This window comes from Anaerobacillus alkaliphilus, assembly GCF_004116265.1.
In the GTDB taxonomy this organism is placed as follows: domain Bacteria; phylum Bacillota; class Bacilli; order Bacillales; family Anaerobacillaceae; genus Anaerobacillus; species Anaerobacillus alkaliphilus.
Genome location: NZ_QOUX01000039.1, coordinates 135,732 through 157,441, shown reverse-complemented (window position 1 = coordinate 157,441; position 21,710 = coordinate 135,732). Strand labels below are relative to the sequence as shown.

Sequence of the window (21,710 nt, the reverse complement as noted above, 5' to 3'; positions counted from 1 at the left end):
CTACACCTCCTCTTCCGTTTGTTTGTATGCATTTGGTACTTTAATAATAAGAGTAGTCCCTTGTACAGATGCAATTTCTAGGCTTCCATTAACGAATTCAAGCCGCTCTTTCATTCCTTGCAAACCATTTCCACTCATATTTTGCAGTGAATTACCAATTCCAACCCCATTGTCTTTTACTTTTACCAATAGTTCTGTCTTTAGTTGCTCAATAATTAATGAACACATTTTAGCGTTGCTATGTTTGACGACATTGTTTACCGCTTCTTTTAAGCACATACTTACAACGTTTTCAGCAATTAATGATGTGTTTGTTAGCCTTGGACTTCCTTCAAGGTTAAAATCTATTCCCGCTGCTTTCAAGATTTGTTCGACTCGAAACACTTCATCCTCAAGCTTAGTACCACGCATTTGCGTGACTAGTTCACGAACTTCTTTTAAAGCAATTCGAGCTGTTATTTGCACATCTTTTATTTCCAAGCGAGCTTGTGCCGGATTTTTATTAATTAACTTGCTAGCTAGGTCGCTTTTCAAGCCAATTAGTGACAGCTTTTGTCCGAGCGTGTCATGTAAATCACGGGAAATACGCTGACGTTCCTCAAGCTTTACTAATTCAGAAATTCGTTTATTCGCATCCTCCAACTGACCTTGAAGTTCGTCCTCTTTATTTCTATCATACGTACTCACAGGAAGGAGTATGACAGCAATAACACTTAGAACAACAAACGGTAGTTGTGTAATTAGCTCTCGGTAATGAACTGTAACAAACCCATAGTAGATACTACCAAAGGTACTAATAAGTAAAATAATATAAAAAATGATAAAGGCCACTTTATTTTTCAAATTCCCTATAAAAAACGCTAAAAATAAAAAGAAATAAATATAGCCAAACAACAAACTCATCGTTGTCGAAATGGCTATTTGAATACCCGTCCCCAAATAGATAAGCCATCCTCTAGATGTAAAGGATAGCACGTAACATATCAGGAACCCGGCAATCATAATGATTCCAGACACTATTTGAGGTGTAGATGAAGCTTGGAAAATAAAATAAAAAGGGAGAATGTAAAACACGATCCAAACATAGGGGCTAAGACCTGTGTTTTTCCGAACCTTCTGATTCCATTTTTTCATGTTTTTTCTCCCCTTCTTACCAATACCATTATATTACCATAATATGACTAATTAACTTTTCTCGCAAGTTCTACCGTTTTTTTGGTTGGCTCATTTACATAATTCTTAAGCTCTTTGAAATGAATGAATTTCTTATTTTTCTCATCCCATAAACGGTAATTCAATGATTTAAAACTTGTACTAATCGTAACAGTTGTTGCCTTTTTTAAATCCTCTGAAGCATTATGGGCTTTTTCTAAATTATAATTAGGCACTCTTGGGCTTAAGTGATGCACATGGTGAAACCCAATATTCCCAGTAATCCACTGCAATACCTTTGGAAGTTTGTAATAAGAACTCCCTTCAACAGCAGCTTGGATATACGTCCATTCTTCTTCATTTTCAAAGTAAGAATCTTCAAACTGATGCTGTACATAAAATAACCAAATCCCAAGTAACCCAGCTACAAAAAAGATCGGCCCTTGGATCATTACAAATGCTTGCCAGCCAACTAACCAACACATAATTGAATAAAGGGCAACGATGGATACATTTGTTACATACGTATTAATTCTTTCTTTCCTTTTCGCACCTTTACGGTTAAAGCGATATTCCAATAAGAAAATAGCAACTGGTCCAATGATCAGCATGACAAATGGATTACGATAAACGCGATAAGAAATTTTCTTCCATAGCGAAGCAGCCTTGTACTCTTCAACCGTAAGTACCCACATGTCACCAGTACCACGTTTATCTAAGTTTCCACTCGTTGCATGATGAACAGTGTGCGTATGCTTCCATTGTTGATACGGTACAAGTGTTAAAACTCCGGTAATTGTTCCTAAGATATCATTCGCTTTTCTACTTTTGAAAAACGATTGATGACAACAATCATGGAATAAAATGAACGTTCGAACCATAAAACCTGCTGCTAAAATAGCAAGTGGTAATGTAAGCCAGTAAGACACAGATAGGCTTAAATATGCTCCGACCCACAATAATACCAACGGTCCAAGTGTATTTAGTATTTGAATGATACTAGCTTTTATATCGATTTTTTCATATGGAGCCATTTCTTTTTTAAGTTCTGTTATTTTCGCTACACTCATTTTCTAAAACTCCCTTCAATTAAACACTAATAAACAATATATTCACTGTCTTTAGTATAGAAAATATTCTTGATTTCTATAAGGCATAAACGTCATACAGTTGCATGACATTTGTCATATAGGACACTAGACATAATTATTTTGTTCACTATGGAATGTATTGTAATTGCAGACATATTTTTATGGTGTAGCTATTCAATTTTTTGGAGGGATAAAATGAATCGAACACTGTTTAAACGATTATCTGTATTACTAACTGTACTTTTGCTGTGGTCTACTCTAGCTTTATCAGTTCATGCCACAGACACTGAAAAGAACATCCATTTTGTTGCTTTAGGAGACTCTTATGCAGCAGGAACTCTTTATGATTTATCAGCGGGGAAAGGCTATAACGATGTGATTGCAGGATATTTAGAGGCTCAAGGGAAACTCGCTTCTTACACAAAGGATTTTGCCAAGAATGGAGCGAAGACAACCGATGTCTTGTTACAACTCAAGGATGAAAAAGTAATGGCTGCTATAAAAAACTCCAACTTTGTGACACTATCAATTGGTGGGAACGATGTTCTTAATTTAGTTTCCATAGATAAGGCAACGGGAAATGTGAATGTAGATTTTACAAAAGTCCCAGCCGCCTTGGAAGAAATGGGGAAGCAGCTTGCACAAATCGTAGTTGGTATTAAAACAATCTCACCAGAAGCTGATGTCTATGTGTTTGGATATCCATTTGCGTTTCCACATGCTGAGGGCACTCTACAAAAAATGTTAGCTGAAGCTACAAACGCTTTAAATACTACGATTAAATTAGCAGTCCAACAAACAGGTGCTACATATATTGACATTGATTTTGGTGATAAAGGTAAGCTTTACTTGCCTAATCCAGTTGATATCCACCCATCTGAAGACGGTTATAAATCAATGGCTGAGCAGTTTTTAAAAGTATTTAACGCTCCTAAGTTTACGCTAGCTGATGTCCCTGAAAATCATTGGGCAGCTACAGCATTATATGGAGCCGTTCAAAACGGCCTGTTAGTTCCTTCTGAAGATGGTTTCGTTTATCCAAACCAAGCTCTTACCCGTGCAGAAGCAGCTATGGCTTTAGTCAAATTTGTACCTATGAAACAAGATGTTCCAAAAGCACCAGATTTTAAAGACGTTCCTGCTGAACATCCAGCATATATGGCGATTGCGGCCTTAACTGATGTAGGAGTGTTTAGTAATGGCGAGATGTTCCATCCGAATGCGCCTCTAACTCGTGCTCAAGCAGCAAAAGTTCTCGCACTAGCATTTCACTTAGAAAAACAAGGCAATGTACCATTTACAGACGTCGCCTCAAACCACTGGGCCTATGACCACATTCAAGTCGTAGCCTCAAACGGCCTAATCCGTGGCTTCTCTAACGGTAGCTATCAACCTGCAGGAGAAATTACAAGAGCACAATTTGCTGTCATTGCTTCCCGAATATTAGCTTTAAGCATGCAGTAAATAGCAAACACAAGGTTCAATATGAGCCTTGTGTTTTTTAGTATGTTAGGTGATAAATTAAAAATCTCTCATTTGGGTTTTGCTCATACAACTCTTCTAACCTCACCTCTTTTTTCAAAACAAATGATGTATAGTTCTCCAAATAATAAATATAATCCTCCGAAGGATAATATAAGACAATTTCCACTGTTCGGCTTGTTTCCTCAACAGAAGTAAGAATATTATTGATTACTTTGATAAATACCTGGATTGAAAAAGGATTGAAGAAATAAAAACAATTATCTAAGGGGTTCACTATATATTCTTCTGCTAGACCGCAATAAAATTGGATCTTCTCCCCGGCTTGCTTGTCTTTTTCTAAGTAACTACGGCGATTTTCAAGGGCCGCTTTGTAAAATAGCTCATTCATTTCAACCCCGACCACCGAAGAATTAAATAAACGTTTAATTAAAAAGTTCAATCGACCTTTTCCACAACCAAAATCTACGATCCGGTCACTACTGTTTAATTCGTACTCTCGAAATAAAACCTCAAGTGCACTATAAGGAGTGGGCTCATAGCGATGATAATGAAACGATTTTTGCACACGACTAGCTTCTGCGCTTGTATTAATATTTAATAACTTCTCATAGTACTGTTCATTCATTTCATATAAACTCCATCTAATCTTTTTTCGTATTAATCTATTATAGTTACTAATCTTTTATAATGTATACCACATATATTCCTCAAATTAGAATCGCTTTTTCTCTACTAAAAAGAAACCGAGAACGATTTTGTTCGCACTCGGTTTCCTAATGTTTTCTAATGATTTGACTGTTATAGATGGCTTCTAGGCTAATTTCTTTACCGCTAGCTAGTTCTAAAATTTTGGCAAGAATATTTTCCTCTGCCATTGAAGCTAAATATAAGTATTCAGAACCTTCTTCTTTTTTAACAATACTCTTTAGTTGAAATTGATCAATCGCTAATCTAGTTAATTCCTTTAGATGATCCATGTTATGTGGATTAAATTGAACAATGTTCTTAGTAGCCACTTGCACAAATTCCGATAAATTCATATAGCCTCCGTGTCTTGTTACACTTTTTTTGCTCTGTTTACTTTTGCCATATCATACCACTGGTCTCTTGCCAGTTCAATGAATAGTCGGTCTTTCATCGGCTGTTTGATATGTATAATCTTTGAAAAGAACTGACTGGCCTTTTGAAAATTTCCAAACTGACGGTGTAATTCACCAATTAAATAGCTTAGACGAATTGCAGACATTGATGAATTTTGAAAATCTCCTTGAAAATATGACTTCTCATACTGCTCTAAGGCATATCCTTTGAACCGTGTTTCTTCCTCTGTCATTTCAAGCGTACGATAGATCCATGACAACCTCATATGTAAACCCGCCATTACAATAGGGCGTTCCTTTTTAATACTCCCTGCTAGAATTGCTAATTTATAAGAATCAATTGCTACTTTTTTATTTCGAACATCACAAAAGTAATCTTGACCCTTCCAGTGTGTTGTAATCTTCTCCATAATTGCTTCTTTCGTTCCACTTAGAAAATAAGTATTCGCCTCATCTGAATAAGAATATCCACATGACGGACAGACGTTTACATAATATAGCAAAGGATTTATATTTTTCCCATTTGTATCATGGATATACTCCGTAAAGAAATCAGTCTCCATACTACGTGCTAGAGAAAACCTTGAACGAACCTTCTTTGTATGAAATTTATGATCGCATAGTAAGCATTTTGTTGTTTTATCATATAGTGGGTCTATATCACTATTCATAATCTTCCTCCAAGGTCATGGATAATTCTAATTTCCTATATAATATCACCTTTTCATGGAAAATAAAAGGAATAAATAGGACAATAGGGACAAAATGAGGACAGAGGGAGGACAGAGGGAGAGGACAGAGGGACAGGTCCCTTGTCCTATATACCAACTGGGACAGAGGACCTGTCCCTCTGTCCTATTCTAAGCAATCTAAAAAACCTAGAGTTTTGGCACTCTAGGTTTTTGGAGAAGGATAGGAAGGGACAAGGAACCTACCTCATTATTTTAAATAGGCATTGAAAAACCTTGTCATCGCTACAGCAAAATCTCCTCTTGTCACTACGTCGTTTGCTTTGAAGCTTGCATGTACAGTAGGTTCAAGATCGTATTTACCTTGCGATATTGTAAAATAGGCATTCATGATATTTAAGTCCAACGCCACTTGAACATACCCCTTTAATTCTGGTGAAATAAGGTGCTGGTCTTCAAGGACCAAACGCTCATTTCCATATTGAACGGTGACGTCACCTTTATGGCCTTGTGTCATTTGTTGTAACCCAAAGCTTTGGACAAGCGCGTAGGAAAGTTCTTCGCGAGAAACTGAACCTTTCGGATTAAACTTTCCACTACTCGTAAGCATTACACCGTTATTTAGTTGCTTACCATCACGGAGAGCCCCTCCTCTTGCAACTACTGCTTTAACGTAAGGCAGGTCTGCTCCAGAAACATCCGTAAGTGAGCTTTCTTTAAGCGATTGTCGTATTCCAGCTCCCATAACTAAATATTTAGCTAAATCTTTTCTTTCTAATTTTGCATCAGGTGAAAATCTTCCGTTTGAAAAGCCATCAAACAGTCGTTCATTAATCCCTAGTTTTATAGCATTTTCTGCAGGATGACCTGCAATGTCAGCTAATCCTGTGAAACCAGCAACCTTAGAAAATGACAATGTCCCACTCACTTCTTCTGGCAAACCAATACCAATAGGATTTAATTCATTTCCACGCAATCCCCGAATTTCAGCTTTCCACGTACCAGGTTGAGGACTACTCACTGATACTGTTCTTGTAAATTCTAGTCGAAATAATAAACTAACTCCAGAACTTACTTCAGTACCATCTGGTGCAATTAATACTAAATTTATAGGATTTCCTGTTTCACTCATTATTCCTTTTCCATCAACTTGAGCTACTACTCCTGATGTTCCTGGTTGAACGTCAAATTCGGTGTAATTAGAGCTTAGTGTTACTGGGTTATAGGAAACAGAAAATGGCATTCTATCTACCGATACATCTACATTACTATGAAAAGTTTGAAAACTATTTACTGTTTTCCCATACTGATTTGTGTAAAAAAAAATCTCTTCTAATGCTGCATAAGCATTTACGTAACCTGCTCCAACTTCCCATGCTTCACGTCCAGGCATGTTTGTTGCTGTTCTTTGTAGGATGTCTTTTACTTCCGCTGGTGACAGAAGTGGATTAGCTTCAAGCATTAAAGCAACGATCCCTGCCACGTGTGGTGTCGCCATTGAAGTACCGCTCATTGACGTATAATATGGTAAGTAAGCTAAATCAATTAATTCTAAGTCCTTATCTGCTGAAAGAGCCGACAGTGGAGCAATAACTCTTGTAGAAATAATGTCTACACCAGGTGCAGTAATTGTAGGCTCATCTTTCCAAGTCCACTCTTTTCCGTCGATTGTGAACGTGCCACCTACTCCTTTCGTTCCTCGAGATGAAAAGTTCGCTAGCGATCCATCCTTAACTCCTGCTCCAACAGAAATTACCCAAGGGGCTTTTGCATATGGATTGTGAGTATTTTCTGAAGGTCCTTCGTTACCTGCTGCAAATAAAACGACAATCCCGCGATCATAAGCTTTCTTACTAGCGATGTTTATTGGGTGATCTGGGTTAAAGTTTCCAGAAGATCCCCAAGAGTTTGTTATCACACGAATTCCATATTTTGCTTGATTTGTAATAGCATAATCAAATCCACCAATACCATCTAGGATAAATAACGCTCCACCCGAACCGTAACCAATAAGATTTGCGCCCGGAGCAACACCTTCGTATTTCCCTCCAGATTTAGCACCCGTACCTCCAACTGTTCCTGCTACGTGAGTTCCATGGCCTGAATTTGTATCTGTATTAATTACATTCTCTACATATGTGACTGGAAGAAGACCACTTAAGGCATTTAAGTTTGTTGTCCCCATTACGTTTTGGACTAAGTTATCACCAAACCTGTGATCATCATGTGTGCCATCCACGCCACTATCATTGATGACAACACCTATCCCTTTACCCGAAACAGGAAAACCACCATTTTGTTTTCGCATCTGGTCATCCGTACGTACTTTGTTAACTCCCGTAATATCTGTTGACTCAGCGTTATAGTATTCTAGTTTAGTATTTAAGTAGATTGAGCGTACTTCGCTGTTCTTAGCAAGTTCTTCAATTTGTTTTTTTGTTGCTAACATACCTGCGATAGGTAAGTTTTTCATAAGTAAAGCATCGTTAATGCCTAACTTTTGAAGTAAGGATATTTGTTGTTGATTTGCTGGACCATTACCGTGAAATGTTACAATTACTTCTGCTATTCCTAAATCGGTATTAAGTAGTTTCTCTAGTTCGGGATCAATCGTTGTTTTAATTGCACCTATCGTGCCTTTCAATAAACCTCCGATGGCGTTTGTTTGACTAGCGTTGAAACTCAATAATGGTGTAATTACCAATAAAGCTATTAGAAATTGCAAAAAACGTTTTCTCATTCTCTTTTCCCCTTTATCAAGATATTTTCTTACTACCCTTATTATCTAAAATTCAGAGATTTCTAACTATTCCACAAAGGTTGTAATCTCCTTTGCATCCGTACTATTTTCCATCGTACAAATGGCGTATTGGGAGTAGTTGTTTTGGTTGCGTCTAGGTGAAAGAGCGTTCCCGTGAGCTTTCGTTACCTTTTTCATTCCTTTCCACACATAAAGGGAATGCTAGAGTTCCTTGCGTTTCCTTTTTCACATCCTTCACCTCAGATAGGGAACGATAGAGCTCCTTGCGTTTCCTTTTTCAAAACCTTCACCTCATAAAGGGAACGATAGAGCTCCTTGCGTTTCCTTTTTCATTTCCTTCACCACATAAAGGGAACGATAGAGCTCCTCGCGTTACCTTTCTCACATCCTCCACCTCATAAAGGGAACGATAGAGCTCACTGCGTTTCCTTTTTCACATCCTCCACCTCATAAAGGGAACGATAGAGCTCACTGCGTTTCCTTTTTCATAACCTTCACTACTTAAAGGGAACGCTAGAACTTCTTGCGTTACCTTTTTCATATCCTCCACCACATAAAGGGAACGATAGAGCTCACTGCGTTTCCTTTTTCATAACCTTCACCTCAGATAGGGAACGATAGAGCTCCTTACGTTACCTTTTTCACATCCTTCACCTCAGAAAGGGAACGATAGAGCTCCTTGCGTTTCCTTTTTCACATCCTTCACCTCAGATAGGGAACGATAGAGCTCCTTGCGTTTCCTTTTTCATAACCTTCACCTCAGATAGGGAACGATAGAACTCCTTGCGTTTCCTTTTTCATAACCTTCACTACATAAAGGGAACGATAGAACTCCTTGCGTTTCCTTTTTCATAACCTTCACTACTTAAAGGGAACGATAGAGCTCCTTGCGTTTCCTTTTTCATAACCTTCACTACTTAAAGGGAACGATAGAGCTCCTTGCGTTTCCTTTTTCAAAACCTTCACATCATAAAGGGAACGCTAGAACTCCTTGCGTTTCCTTTTTCATAACCTTCACTACTTAAAGGGAACGATAGAGCTCCTTGCGTTTCCTTTTTCAAAACCTTCACATCATAAAGGGAACGCTAGAACTCCTTGCGTTTCCTTTTTCAAAACCTTCACCTCATAAAGGGAACGATAGAGCTCCTTGCGTTACCTTTTTCATATCCTTCACCACATAAAGGGAACGCTAGAGCTCCTTGCGTTTCCTTTTTCATAACCTTCACCTCAGAAAGGGAACGATAGAGCTTCTTGCGTTACCTTTTTCATTTCCTTCACCACATAAAGGTAACGCTAGAGCTCCTTGCGTTACCTTTTTCACATCCTTCACCTCAGAAAGGGAACGATAGAGCTCACTGCGTTACCTTTTTCATATCCTTCACTACTTAAAGGGAACGATAGAACTCCTTACGTTACCTTTGTCAAAACCTTCACCTCATAAAGGGAACGATAGAGCTCCTTGCGTTTCCTTTTTCATATCCTTCACCTCATAAAGGGAACGATAGAGCTCCTTGCGTTTCCTTTTTCAAAACCTTCACTACTTAAAGGGAACGATAGAACTCCTTACGTTACCTTTGTCATAACCTTCACTACTTAAAGGGAACGCTAGAACTCCTTGCGTTACCTTTGTCATAACCTTCACTACTTAAAGGGAACGATAGAGCTCCTTGCGTTACCTTTTTCTAATCTTCACCCCTAAAAGTGCATGCTATTAACTATTCCTCCTAACCACTCCACACAAAAAAGTACCAAACCAAAAGGCTTGATACTTTTAAAGACTATTCTATTGCAAATATGTTGCATAATACCTCGTAATAGCTACAGCAAAATCTCCACGAGTAATGGTTTCTTCTGGTTTAAATGCTGCATGAATAGTTGGAAACAGATCAAATCTACCTTGGCTTACTGAAAATGTTGCATTTAATATGTTTAAATCAAGGGCCAGTTGGACGTAGCCTCGTAAATCTGCTGGAATTTGGTTAGCATCTTCAATCTTAATTCGTTTGTCACCATAATGAACAGTAACATCGCCAGTAAAGCTTCTAGCTTGCTCCTGTAATCCTAAACTTTGAACCAATGAATAAGCTAATTCCGCTCTAGTCACTGATCCACTCGGGTTAAAACTCCCATTTCCGGCTAAACGCATGACACCATCATTGACCTGATAAACATCCTGAAGTGCAGCACCTTTGGCAAGAACTGAGTCAACATACGGATTAGTGGAATTATCAGTTAAACTCTGGCGAATACCAGCACCCATTACTAAAAACTGAGCCAATTCTGCTCTAGATAACTTTCGATCAGGACGGTACTGCCCATTATGGTATCCATCAAGGAGTCGGTTGGTAACCCCCACCTTTATTGCAGCTTCAGCTGGATGGTTAGTGATATCATTTAAACCTGAGAATTGTCCTGCTTTATTAAAGGTTAATTCACCTTGAATCGTCTCTGGTAAACTAATACCGTTTAAGCCATCTAGTTTTAGTGTCCATTTTCCTGGTGTTGGTCCAGCTACTTGAACCGTTCGATTCGGTGATAAAGTGAATAATAATGGGATGCCTGAACTATATTGTTCACCGTTTGGATCAACTAACGTCAAACGAATTGGATTCCCTGTTTCCCCAAGTAATCCTCTTGCATTAATGCGAGCTACTAATTCTGTTACTCCTGTTTCAACATCAAATGTGAAGCTGCTTCCTAGTAGTGGTGTATAGCTCATTGAGAAAGGTTCAGTTGTTGTTTCCATTGAAACACTTGAATGAAAAACTTGTTTCATATTCAACGTTTGCCCATACTTTTTCCCAGTAAGCGCTTGATCAACAGCTGCATGTGCATTCACGTACCCTGCACCAACTTCCCAAGCTTCATATCCAGGCATATTAGTGGCAGTACCCTCAATAATTTGTTTTACTTCTAGTGGCGATAACGTTGGATTAGCCTCTAAAAGTAAGGCAACAATCCCAGCGACATGCGGTGCAGCCATTGATGTCCCACTCATCGTTGTATAGTACGGCAAATACGCTAAGTCGATTAGCTCTAAATCCTTTTGTGCTCCCAACGCAGATGTTGGTGAAACGACTCTAGTTGAAACAATATCTTGTCCTGGAGCCGTAATCGTTGGGCGATCTTCCCAATGCCATATCTCTCCATCAACCGTTACTGTCCCACCTTTTCCTTTTTGTCCTCGAGAAGAAAAGTTTGCTAGTTTCCCTTGTTTTGTCCCTGCGGCTACGGTAATCACCCATGGAGCTTTTTTGTAATTACCAGTAATCGTCCCATCCCCAGGTCCTGAATTTCCTGCTGAAAATACAGTTACAATTCCGCGGTCATATAGTTTTTTTGTTGCTACATTGACAGGATGATTTGGATCAAAGTCGCTTCCAATATCGTTCGTAGCTCCCCAAGAATTGGTGATCACTCGGATATCATATTTAAACTGATTGGTTAGTGCATAATCAAATCCACCAATCGTATCTAATATAGCTACACCTGCACCTGATCCATAACCGATTAAATTCGCTCCTGGAGCAACTCCTTCGTGCTTTCCACCTGACTTAGCCCCTGTTCCACCTACAATCCCAGCTACATGGGTACCATGGCCAGAGCTACTATCTGTATTAGGAACACCTTCAACATACGTTACTGGCAAAACACCAACTAATGAGTTAAGATTAGTTGCTGCTAATACATTTTGAACAAGATGACTACCAAATTTGTGATCTTCATGTGTACCATCAACGCCGCTATCATTTACAACAACGCCTACTCCCTTACCTGAAACTGGCAGGCCACCATTTAGCTTTCGAAGTGTATCGTCAGTTCTAAGCTTATCAACCCCAGTAAGTGCTGTTGCTTCTGCGTTTTCAAATTTCACTCTACTGTTTAAGTATATCGATCGAACATCTTTTTCCTTACTAAGTAAGTCAATTTGGCTTGCAGTTGCGAGTACCCCTGCAATAGGGAAATTTTGAAAAGTTATTCCTGTCTCAATTCCCAATTTTTTTAAGAGACTAAGGTTGTCTAGTGTAGGCGCCCCATCTCCTGCAAACGTAACAATAACTTCTAGTGGAGCCGTCGCCGTTGCTAATACTTGCCTTAACTCTAAGTCAATAACGTCTCGTAGTAGTGATGCTTTCGCCTTTCCTGGTATGCTAGCCCCAAAGGCTGTTACTAAAAATACCAAGATCATAAAGATGGATAAATACTTTTTCTTCATTGATTTTCCTCCTTTTATAAAATCTAAATATTTTAAATATTAATACCATTATCACCTGTATTTCCAAACAAGACTATTACTCACAAGTTGTAAATAAAAAAGGCAGAAGTACTGTTATGTACTACTACCTTTGTATTATAGAGTTATGGAGTTGGTACGAGTTGATGCTGTATAGCATGAATGACAGCCTGTGAACGACTTTTGACATTTATCTTTTTGAAAATTTTACTAACATGAATTTTTACGGTCTTATCGCTAATAAAAAGCTGTTCAGCAATCTCTTTATTACTTAAGCCACGAACTAAACATGCTAGTACTTCTTTCTCTCGTTCCGTAAGTTCTGACTCTTTAGAACCCAAACTTTGCTGCTGGTGGAATGTAAAAAGCTTCTTTGTCATCGACGGATGAATAACACCTTCCCCCCGCATAACCATCCTTACCGCTTCAACAACTTGTTCTGACGGAGCATCCTTGAGAAGGTATCCATCTGCTCCTTCGCGGATGGCCGCCATAAAATACTCTTCATGGCTATGCATTGTTAAGATAAGGATCCTAATGTCCTTGTAATTTTCTTTAATCCTCCTTGTTAACTCTACACCGTTATGATCTGGTAAATTAATATCCATCAAGATGACATCAGGTTTTAAACTTGGAACCGCTCTTAAAGCAACCTCTCCTGATTCAGCCTCACCAATAACTTGAATGTCGTCTTCCATTTCAAAAATACTTTTTAAGCCATCCCTTAACACTGTATGATCGTCTATTAGCATCACTGTTATCAAGCTCTTGTCCCCCTCTCCTATGGTTTTGGTACCTTCAACATAATGACTGTTCCTTCTCCTGGGCTACTTTCAATTTGTAACGAGGCGTCAATTTTTTTTGCCTCCTCATTCATACTGATTATACCAAAATGAGTACCATCTCTCGCTTTAATCATGGCTTCCATGAGCGAGAAACCTACTCCATTATCTTTAATCTTTAATACTATATGTTCAGTTTGATAATTTAATTGCACATCAATTTTAGTTGCGTTTGCATGCTTAACGACATTTTGAATACTTTCTTGAAATGTATCAAACATTACCTTCTCAACTTCATTTTCAAGTATGACTGGACTCCCAACTACATGAAAATAAATAATATTTCCGTGCTCATCTACCAAAACTGAAATGCGTTTTTTTATTGCGTCTTGAAGACTAACTTGCTCGGTTGGATACGGCCTGAGAGCATAAATGACTTCTCGAACTTCTTTTAGACTATGCCGCAATTTTTCCAGACTATCCTCAATGGTGACTAATGATTGCTCAGGTCCCAATTGCCATTTACGTTTTACTGTTTCAAGCTTCATAATGCCTCCAGCCAAAGTTTGAGCAATGCCATCATGGATTTCACGGGCAATCCGATTTCTTTCTTCTAGAACAATTCGTTTTTCTTGTTCTGAGATTAATAATCTCGTTTTCACTACAACTGCCAGCTGATTGGCTAAGGCATTTATTAATTGGACATCTTCCTCATTAAAGCTATGTGTTCTCGTTTTTGCGACTACGAGCATCCCTACAAGTTCATCTTCAATATAGAGAGGAGCGTACACAGAGGCTTTTAATCCTTCATCAAGATATGTCGCTAGTGGCCCTACTTCTTTTCGATGATCTGGAAAAACAGTTGATTTCCCTATCATTTTAAAATCAATTTCTTGTCCTCTCTCAATGACTTCTCCTTCTGCTAGAACTAACTCCCATTTACCCTCCTCTTTGATCCACAACATCGTTGCCTCAACACCTAAGAGATCTTCAATACTATTTTTCAATGAGTCAATCCAGTTTTTAGAGGGTAAACGTTTATTTAATTGCTTTGAAATATTAAATAATGTCTTCAATCGATTTTTTTCTTTTCGTAACCGGGAGTTACTCGCACCTAGTAATGATAGTCCTATGAGAGGTGAGAAGAAGAAAAAGAAAGAAAAGCCGTCAATTATACCACGGTTTTGCCCACCTAAAATAAAAAGCAGTAGTACGTAGAAAATTGAAAATAGAAAACTGATTCCTTCTGTAAATGTCTTTTTTCGCCAGAGTGTGAAAGGGTAAGGTTGTGGCCGGATTATGAGCACAATATCTACTAATAAGTTATTAATGATATAGAAAAGAATTGTAATAACGATAATATCAATGAAAATAGAGTGTTCACCAGAATACAAGCTAAAGAAAATTAATAATACGCCTTTAGCTGCTAGATAACTTAATATAAGTTGGGAGGGATTAAATGCAATAACTCTAAAAGGTCGTTTATGTAAGATATTTATTATTAGGACAACCGCTGCATAGACAACTACCATCACAGGTAACCCATATACTAGATCAATTGTAAAAATAATCGGAAAACTCAGCGTAGTATAGCCTCTCCAGACTGGGAATGGATAGTATTCAGTAATTCCTAGAAATAAGACTAGCAAAGAAAAAATAACCAATTGTTCACTTACTTGAAAGTAATAGGTACATATTATAAGAGCAAGAAAACCTATTGTAGAAATAGTAGTCATGTATATATTTGCGAGCTTTTCCTTCTTTTGCGTATGCGCATTAGTGATATTAATCCCCTCCTATCCCCTATCTAGTTACAGTTATTATACTTATTGAGCGAAATATGTAAAAGATCTATCAATAAAAAACCGGCAACTGGTCGAATGAAGATGCACTAACCAATTGCCGGTAAAACGATTTTCATCGTTTCTTCAATTTAACTAGATATTCGTAAAAACTACAATTCCACATTTGATATATTTTTCTAGTACTTTAGTATTATTATAGGGACGGGGGGAGAGGGACGGGGGGACAGGTCCCTTGTCTTATCCTAGCGAATCCGTGCAATAACATTCTTTGAAATACCGGTAACACGCGATAATTGCCTTATCGACACGCCATTTATCTTTTTAAGCTTTCGCAAGAAATCATCTCGATCTTCCCTTTTCATTTGCTGCAATTGATTTGTATTAACAATACCATGGTCCAATAAATATTTCTTAATTTCTAAGTCCTGTACTCTAATCATATCAGTTTCTTCCATACATGCATCATCATTTGTCTCTTTATTGTATTCAATAAACAAACGGAGTGCTTCGTTCCGATTGTTTGAAAACAAATTAAGCGCGTAATCAGTATCGACGATTTTTGATTTGTTAATATACTCATTTATACTTGTCCATTTAGTATCAAAAATGTCGTTTGACAAACCCGCATTCTGTGGATTTTGATGAATATATCTAAGGACCGTTAAAAAATATCGTTTATCTTCCACAGTTTCACTTTTAAAACGTTCCTGAAATAAATGACCCTTTCTTTCATACTTAAAATTGTACCAATAAACATAACTTGAGCTTATTCGTTTAACTACAGTTGAAATTGTTTCTTCTAACTCACGGATCAACAAATGGATATGGTTATCCATTAAACAATAACCATATAGCTCAAATTTACAAATGTCTTTATACTTTTTTAACGTCACTAAAAACACTCGTTTGTCTTCTTCCTCTTCAAAGATAATTTGTTTATTTATTCCTCTAATCATAACATGGTAAATACCAGATCTACTTTTCAGCCGTGCTTTTCTTGGCATTTACAAATTCGCCTCCATAAGAAAAGATTTCATTGTTGAGACAACAAAAAAACATAACGCGGACAAACTAACGCTAATTAACCGTCTTAACCGTTTGGGTACTTTCCGTATTTTTAGAGAGCTACTAGGATGGGATATAGTGTAATAGAAAAAAAGTTGGATGTTTAAAATCTACGTGGCAATAGTTCAGTGGAAAAAAATATTGGTTGTTGAAAAAAGTATACTGAGGTAACTATTAATTTGACAAAAATCAGCAAATTCCTTCTAAACTTTAATAATTAATTGTAGATAAGGAAGACAAGGGACCTGTCCCCCTGTCTCTCTCTAACAAGTCTTTTTTGTTCTCTTCACAAATATAATTAGAGTAAACCTATGTTAAATACAGTTTGGAGGTGGAATAAATTTAGAGGTACTTATCCATCTTACATGTTTATATCTTGAAAATGGCATTAAACCAATTATTGTAGAGTTTGATGTATTTTAAAAAACAAATCTCAACTCGTAGGAGGGAATTATGAAAAATTTAAAGAACCCGGTCTCATGGCTTATTATTTCTTTATTGTTGATCTTAGTTGGTAGTTTTTCTGCTTATCAATTTAATAGTTCCAACGGAGACGTTAATGTATCACGTATTTATTTCGAAACTCCAAGAGGCGAACTATCAGGTCTACTGTATAAACCTACTGGAGCGGACCAAACTCCACGACCTACCATTATAGCCACACATGGTTACCTCAATTCTGGGGAAATGCAGGCTGCTCAAGCAATTGAAATGTCCAAAAGAGGTTACGTTGTTTTGGCGTTAGATCAATATGACCATGGGCATTCAAAAAACACTTTGGAAAAACCAATTCCATTTTTCTCATTTTGGCCACACGCTATCTATGATGCCGTTCAATACATGTATGAGCAGGACTTTGTACTGAAGGATGAAGAGGGGAATGGAATTATTGCCGTTTCCGGACATTCAATGGGCGGATTTTCCTCCACTCATGCTGTAATGCTAGATGAAGCAGATTTTCAAAACAATGGATTCAGAAAAGTTTTTAGTTCATTAACTTTTGGTTCTGATTATCTATGGTTAACTAGAATTGGTCATTCTACTGATGATATTAATAATGCATACGGTCCAAGAACAGCTGGGAAAATTGCGGGAGTATATGATGAATTTTTCTTTGATCGAGATGCGGCTAATGCTTCTAAAACTGTTGTGAGAAAAAATTACGTTGGAACTGAAGAAGGCCAAGGATTTTTAGGAAATCCAGATAATCCTATTGCTGCTGAAGTTTATGAAGTTGCTGGTGGAAAGAGAGTTATTTATCAACCGAATGAAACGCATCCTTGGAACCATTTTTCTAAAACAGCTACAGCCTACGCTGTAGACTTCTATGATATGACTTTTGCAGATTACAATCATCTAGTAGTTATCGGTGCAGATGACCAAACATGGATGTTTAAAGAATTTTCATCATTTGTTGCTCTAATAGGATTCTTCCTATTCTTTCTACCTTTTATTTTATTACTATCTAAGCTACCATTTTTTAAAAATATTTATACGCAAAAACCAGAAGCACTATCTGAACCAAAAACTAATGGTGCCAAAGTAGTAAACTATATTATCTTAATTTTTGGTGGCTTATTCCCAGCAATATTCTTCTCTTCCTTATATAGTGGAGATGTTTCTGGAATGAGAATATTAACTCAAATCAGTATTATTTTGATTATCACGTCAGTTATTGTTATGATTTATTCTTTCGTTAAGAATATAGACAAAAACATTAAATCTTGGTCGATTGTTATGCTTGTAATAAGTATTATTCAATTTTGGTTCCTTAGAAGACGAGACAGTTTTGTTGCTACTACAGAAAACTTCGGAGCTCCAACAGCTAATCCGATCCTATTCTGGGCCATTAATGTGGCGATTGTAATCCTAATGCTAACAGTTAGCTACCATTTTATCGTTAAGAAGCCGGAAGGAGCAACTATTGCAAGCTATGGAGTGAAGGCTAACGTCAAGTCTGTGCTAGCAGCTTTTGTAACAGCCATTGTCGCTATTTTAGCTGGGTATGTAATTCTTTTCATAATCGATGCTATTTTTAAAACAGATTTCCGAATTTGGACTATTGCCGTCAAAACATTTGAAGGTCATCATGTAAGCGCATTACTAAAATATGCTCCACTATTCTTCATCTACTACTTTATCATTGGTATTTCTGTCAATATGAATACAACTGGAGCTAAATTTAATGGATTTAAAGGATATATAGCTGCTATATTACATTTTGTTGGAGGTTTAATCCTTTACTTGGTTTATCATTACGGTTTACTGTTTTCAACAGGGATAGCAGGATATCCATCAGAAGCCCTTTCTTCTATCATTGTAATTGGACTGGTACCAATACTTGCTGTAGCTGGTATCTTTAATCTCTTCCTATATAGGAAGACAGGAAATGTTTATGTTGCTGCTTTCCTAAATACGATCCTAATGACAATGATTTTATTAGCAAATACAGCCCTTTATACAGTATTTTAATTGGTTTTTCTATTAGTTAACATCAAAAGCATGAGTTCGGAATTTTCCCCGAATTCATGCTTTTGATTGCATTGAGATATAAATAATACAAATTGAGGTATAAATAATATATGGGTTTTCGAGATAGATCTATTTAATTGAGCCACATGTTTGTGCTTCCTACGACCATTATTTCTTCTGATTATGGCCGGGAATCTCATTCCATTCCTTCACATTTTGAGGAACAGAGCGACAAATTTCCTGTCCTGAGACAAGGGACCTGTCCCCCTGTCTCTAAATACTCAACTGTGCGACAACTTCAACGTGAGCGGTATGAGGAAACATATCAACAGGCTGGAGATTTTCTACAACAAATCCTGCCTTCACTAGCTGATCTACGTCCTTTGCCAAAGTTGAAGGGTTACAGGAAACATAGACAATTCTTTTCGGTTTAACTTTAATCATCGCTTCTAATAATTTGCGATCACAGCCTGTTCTCGGTGGATCGACAACGAAAACGTCGGGGCGCCAGCCTTCTTTTAGCCATTTTGGAAGCACGTCTTCGGCTTTCCCAACGACATAATGGGCATGATTAAAGCCATGTCTTTTCGCGTTTCGATTAGCGTCTTCAATTGACTCTGCAATAACATCCATTCCTCGAAGCTCTTTTACATTCGGTGCAAGCCAAAGTCCAATTGTTCCAACACCACAGTAGGCATCAACTACTTTCTCATTTCCAGTTAGCTCTGCTGCCTCTTTTACTTCATCATATAATTTCACGGTTTGGATCGGATTTAATTGAAAAAACGCCCGAGCAGATAACTCAAATTGTAAATCACCCAATGCCTCTTGAATGACTTCTTCACCGTGTAGATGAACAGTCTCATCTCCAAATATCAGCGAGGTTTTTCTTCCGTTAATGTTCTGTAAAATTGATTTCACTTCCGGAAGCCTCTGCGTGATCTGTTCAATGACTAATTCTTTTCGAGGTAACTCTTTCGTTGCGGTAATTAACACTAACTGAACATCACCAGTTTTAAAACCAACTCTCGTAACGATTGTTCGAACGACACCTTTCCGTTTTCGTTCGTCGTAAATAGAGATATTTAGATCCTGAAGAATTTCCTTTACTGTTTGCGTTACCTTATTTGTAGATGGGTGCTGGATCATACACTCAGAGATATCAATGAGTTGATGTGAGTTCATTCCATAAAGCCCAGCTATTACTTCCTCTTTTTGCTTTCCTACTTGAAGCTGACTTTTATTACGATAGTTCCACGGATCTTCCATCCCAATTGTCTGTTTTAATGGTAGATTTTCACCGACAAGCTTTGTATGACGTTCAAAAGCCTGTCTCACAATATCCTGTTTCTCTCGTAATTGGGCTTGGTAATCTAAGTGCTGCAGCTGGCACCCACCACACTGTTCATAAATCGGACAAGGTGGTTTGACTCGATCTTTTGATTTCACACGGATCTTCTTGATTTTCGCTTCTGAAAATTTCTCTTTGACATCAGTCACAGTTACTACTACTTCTTCTCCTGGCAAGGCACCCGGTACAAAAACGACCTGCCGTTTGTAATAGCCTACACCTTCACCATTAATGCCTAGTCGTTTAATTGTTAACGGAAATTCCTGTCCTTTTTTAATTAATACTGTCTCATTCTTCACTTTTTTCAACTCCGTGCTTTCTGATTATCTAAGCTCTCCCATAAATAAAGTGATGCATAACTCCTATAAGGTGCCCAGCCCTCACTTAATTTGAGCATTTCTTCTAGTGTTGGCTTTTGTTCAAAATTGTAAAATTTTTTAATAGCATTTTGTATGCCAATATCTTTTACCGGAAATAAGTCTTTCCTAGCTAGTCCAAATAAAAGAATGTTCTCTGCTGTCCAGTAACCAACACCTCTTATTTTCACTAGCTTATCTATTGCTTCTTGATCCTGTAGCATTCTTATTTCAGCCAAATCTAGTTCACCATTAACAATTAACCTTGACGTGTCAATCACATACTCTGCCTTACGTTGGCTAAATTGCAACTCCCGAAGGTCTTCATACTTTAATTCACTTACCGTTTTGGCTGATGGGTAAAACCAGACACCATCTTTTTCGGTACCAAACGTTTTTACAAATCGTTCCGTTAATGTATAAGCAAAACGAATATTTAACTGCTGATGAATGATTGTTTTCATCATACAGAAATAGAGATCAAAATCACAAACGAGTGGTAGCCCTGAAAACTGGTTGAAAATTGGCTCTAAGTCAGTATGTAAAAAATGGTTATGTACCTGTTGTAAGGGGACTTCAAGCTGAAGAACTTCTTTAACCTTACGTATCCCTTCTTCTTCATAATCCTTTGGAAGCTCAACATAGCAAGTGGGGCTTGCTATCTCCCCCGAAAATGAAACATTGACTACTATAAGATCATCAAATAATTGTAAAGGAATTCTAATTGTATTATCATGAATAACATTAAGTGGGTCATAGCTTAGTCGCTCTAATACACGTGGATAATTATAAGGTCCTGACACTTGAATTTCCATCATTCACACTCCTTACGTACTAATATACCTGATCTTGGAATGATCTCCTAACATCTTCTTTTATAGAGAGTTTCCCACAAAAAAACTTCCTAAACTTACTATCTCACAGTTGAATAAATATTTGTTACAATAGTAGCAGTAAACAAGCTTAAGGGAGCGATACCATTGTCAATTTCAACTGACGTAGCATCACTACATATTATGGCTGATGTGTTTAAAAAGAAAGATTCAAAAGCTGTATTTGAGAAAACGGTTAAAAGTTTAGTAGATGAAGTGTCTTACATAGATTGGGTAGGAATTTATCTAATAAACGCGGATGGCAATCCACAACTTACAGTTTCCTCAGATCAAGAAAACGATTTAAGCTGGGAGTGTAATGGGGAATTAAAATTTCCAATTACAAATTCAACGCAACAAATTGGAGTATTGGTCGTACGAAGCAGGCAAGCAATCTGTTTTGATGTGACTGATGTTTCCACACTAGAGACAATTGCCGAAGCAATCGGACAAATTTGTTATGCAAATTAATTTATTATGTTAAAGAGGCTAGGT

General features: G+C 37.5%; 16 protein-coding genes. 3 read left to right on the top strand and 13 right to left on the bottom strand.

The annotated features are described in order from the left end of the window. Together DS745_RS12465 and desA are read right to left on the bottom strand one after the other, a co-directional pair. Positions 1–1,134, bottom strand: a complete 1,134-nt coding sequence (locus tag DS745_RS12465; RefSeq protein WP_129078572.1) for a sensor histidine kinase — start codon at positions 1,132–1,134, stop codon at positions 1–3. Positions 1,135–1,181: 47 nt separating this feature from the next. Further along, entirely contained in the window at positions 1,182–2,222 is a 1,041-nt protein-coding gene (gene desA / locus DS745_RS12460) for a Delta(5) desaturase DesA (protein ID WP_129078571.1), read from the bottom strand. A gap of 216 nt (positions 2,223–2,438) precedes the next feature. Here desA and DS745_RS12455 point away from each other — a divergent pair, with 216 nt between their 5' ends. Continuing rightward, positions 2,439–3,707, top strand: coding sequence for an S-layer homology domain-containing protein (locus DS745_RS12455; RefSeq protein WP_161568253.1), 1,269 nt, complete (start codon positions 2,439–2,441; stop codon positions 3,705–3,707). A gap of 37 nt (positions 3,708–3,744) precedes the next feature. Here DS745_RS12455 and DS745_RS12450 read toward each other — a convergent pair whose 3' ends face one another. The 9 genes from DS745_RS12450 to DS745_RS12415 all read right to left on the bottom strand — a co-directional run bounded on the left by DS745_RS12450 (position 3,745) and on the right by DS745_RS12415 (position 16,103). Beyond that, on the bottom strand, positions 3,745–4,353 hold the full coding sequence (locus DS745_RS12450; RefSeq protein WP_129078569.1) for a class I SAM-dependent methyltransferase: 609 nt from the start codon (positions 4,351–4,353) through the stop codon (positions 3,745–3,747). A 148-nt stretch (positions 4,354–4,501) separates the two neighbouring features. After that, positions 4,502–4,768, bottom strand: a complete 267-nt coding sequence (locus DS745_RS12445) for a DUF6407 family protein (protein WP_129078568.1) — start codon at positions 4,766–4,768, stop codon at positions 4,502–4,504. Between the two features lie 17 nt (positions 4,769–4,785). Continuing rightward, positions 4,786–5,499 (bottom strand): DUF2225 domain-containing protein, encoded by a 714-nt coding sequence (locus tag DS745_RS12440; RefSeq protein WP_129078567.1) that lies wholly within the window; start codon positions 5,497–5,499, stop codon positions 4,786–4,788. Between the two features lie 268 nt (positions 5,500–5,767). Further along, on the bottom strand, positions 5,768–8,257 hold the full coding sequence (locus DS745_RS12435) for a S8 family serine peptidase (RefSeq protein ID WP_129078566.1): 2,490 nt from the start codon (positions 8,255–8,257) through the stop codon (positions 5,768–5,770). A gap of 66 nt (positions 8,258–8,323) precedes the next feature. Continuing rightward, positions 8,324–8,455, bottom strand: coding sequence for a hypothetical protein (locus DS745_RS25390; RefSeq protein ID WP_277750923.1), 132 nt, complete (start codon positions 8,453–8,455; stop codon positions 8,324–8,326). 1,606 nt (positions 8,456–10,061) lie between these two features. Beyond that, positions 10,062–12,494 (bottom strand): S8 family serine peptidase, encoded by a 2,433-nt coding sequence (locus tag DS745_RS12430; RefSeq protein ID WP_129078565.1) that lies wholly within the window; start codon positions 12,492–12,494, stop codon positions 10,062–10,064. 143 nt (positions 12,495–12,637) lie between these two features. Further along, a complete protein-coding gene (locus DS745_RS12425) occupies positions 12,638–13,276 on the bottom strand; it encodes a response regulator (RefSeq protein ID WP_153188174.1) in 639 nt (212 codons plus the stop codon). 17 nt (positions 13,277–13,293) lie between these two features. Continuing rightward, on the bottom strand, positions 13,294–14,943 hold the full coding sequence (locus tag DS745_RS12420) for a GAF domain-containing sensor histidine kinase (protein WP_161568252.1): 1,650 nt from the start codon (positions 14,941–14,943) through the stop codon (positions 13,294–13,296). 398 nt (positions 14,944–15,341) lie between these two features. Next, positions 15,342–16,103, bottom strand: coding sequence for a transposase (locus DS745_RS12415; protein ID WP_129078563.1), 762 nt, complete (start codon positions 16,101–16,103; stop codon positions 15,342–15,344). A gap of 514 nt (positions 16,104–16,617) precedes the next feature. Between DS745_RS12415 and DS745_RS12410 the strand changes: the two genes are divergently transcribed. Beyond that, positions 16,618–18,636, top strand: coding sequence for an alpha/beta fold hydrolase (locus tag DS745_RS12410; RefSeq protein ID WP_129078562.1), 2,019 nt, complete (start codon positions 16,618–16,620; stop codon positions 18,634–18,636). Positions 18,637–18,909: 273 nt separating this feature from the next. Here the strand turns inward: DS745_RS12410 and rlmD are convergent, their stop codons facing one another. Together rlmD and DS745_RS12400 are read right to left on the bottom strand one after the other, a co-directional pair. Continuing rightward, positions 18,910–20,295, bottom strand: a complete 1,386-nt coding sequence (gene rlmD, locus DS745_RS12405; protein WP_129078561.1) for a 23S rRNA (uracil(1939)-C(5))-methyltransferase RlmD — start codon at positions 20,293–20,295, stop codon at positions 18,910–18,912. Next, positions 20,292–21,161, bottom strand: coding sequence for a DNA-3-methyladenine glycosylase family protein (locus DS745_RS12400; protein ID WP_129078560.1), 870 nt, complete (start codon positions 21,159–21,161; stop codon positions 20,292–20,294). Before DS745_RS12400 ends, rlmD begins: the two co-directional genes overlap by 4 nt. Positions 21,162–21,323: 162 nt before the next feature. Between DS745_RS12400 and DS745_RS12395 the strand changes: the two genes are divergently transcribed. Continuing rightward, entirely contained in the window at positions 21,324–21,686 is a 363-nt protein-coding gene (locus DS745_RS12395) for a GAF domain-containing protein (RefSeq protein ID WP_129078559.1), read from the top strand. The last annotated feature ends 24 nt before the right edge of the window (positions 21,687–21,710 follow it).

Coding starts and splice junctions, on each gene's coding strand:
- DS745_RS12465 (WP_129078572.1), bottom strand. CDS start 1,134: ATGAAAAAATGGAATCAGAAGGTTCGGAAAAACACAGGTCTTAGCCCC.
- desA (WP_129078571.1), bottom strand. CDS start 2,222: ATGAGTGTAGCGAAAATAACAGAACTTAAAAAAGAAATGGCTCCATAT.
- DS745_RS12455 (WP_161568253.1), top strand. CDS start 2,439: ATGAATCGAACACTGTTTAAACGATTATCTGTATTACTAACTGTACTT.
- DS745_RS12450 (WP_129078569.1), bottom strand. CDS start 4,353: ATGAATGAACAGTACTATGAGAAGTTATTAAATATTAATACAAGCGCA.
- DS745_RS12445 (WP_129078568.1), bottom strand. CDS start 4,768: ATGAATTTATCGGAATTTGTGCAAGTGGCTACTAAGAACATTGTTCAA.
- DS745_RS12440 (WP_129078567.1), bottom strand. CDS start 5,499: ATGAATAGTGATATAGACCCACTATATGATAAAACAACAAAATGCTTA.
- DS745_RS12435 (WP_129078566.1), bottom strand. CDS start 8,257: ATGAGAAAACGTTTTTTGCAATTTCTAATAGCTTTATTGGTAATTACA.
- DS745_RS25390 (WP_277750923.1), bottom strand. CDS start 8,455: ATGAAAAAGGTAACGAAAGCTCACGGGAACGCTCTTTCACCTAGACGC.
- DS745_RS12430 (WP_129078565.1), bottom strand. CDS start 12,494: ATGAAGAAAAAGTATTTATCCATCTTTATGATCTTGGTATTTTTAGTA.
- DS745_RS12415 (WP_129078563.1), bottom strand. CDS start 16,103: ATGCCAAGAAAAGCACGGCTGAAAAGTAGATCTGGTATTTACCATGTT.
- DS745_RS12410 (WP_129078562.1), top strand. CDS start 16,618: ATGAAAAATTTAAAGAACCCGGTCTCATGGCTTATTATTTCTTTATTG.
- DS745_RS12400 (WP_129078560.1), bottom strand. CDS start 21,161: ATGATGGAAATTCAAGTGTCAGGACCTTATAATTATCCACGTGTATTA.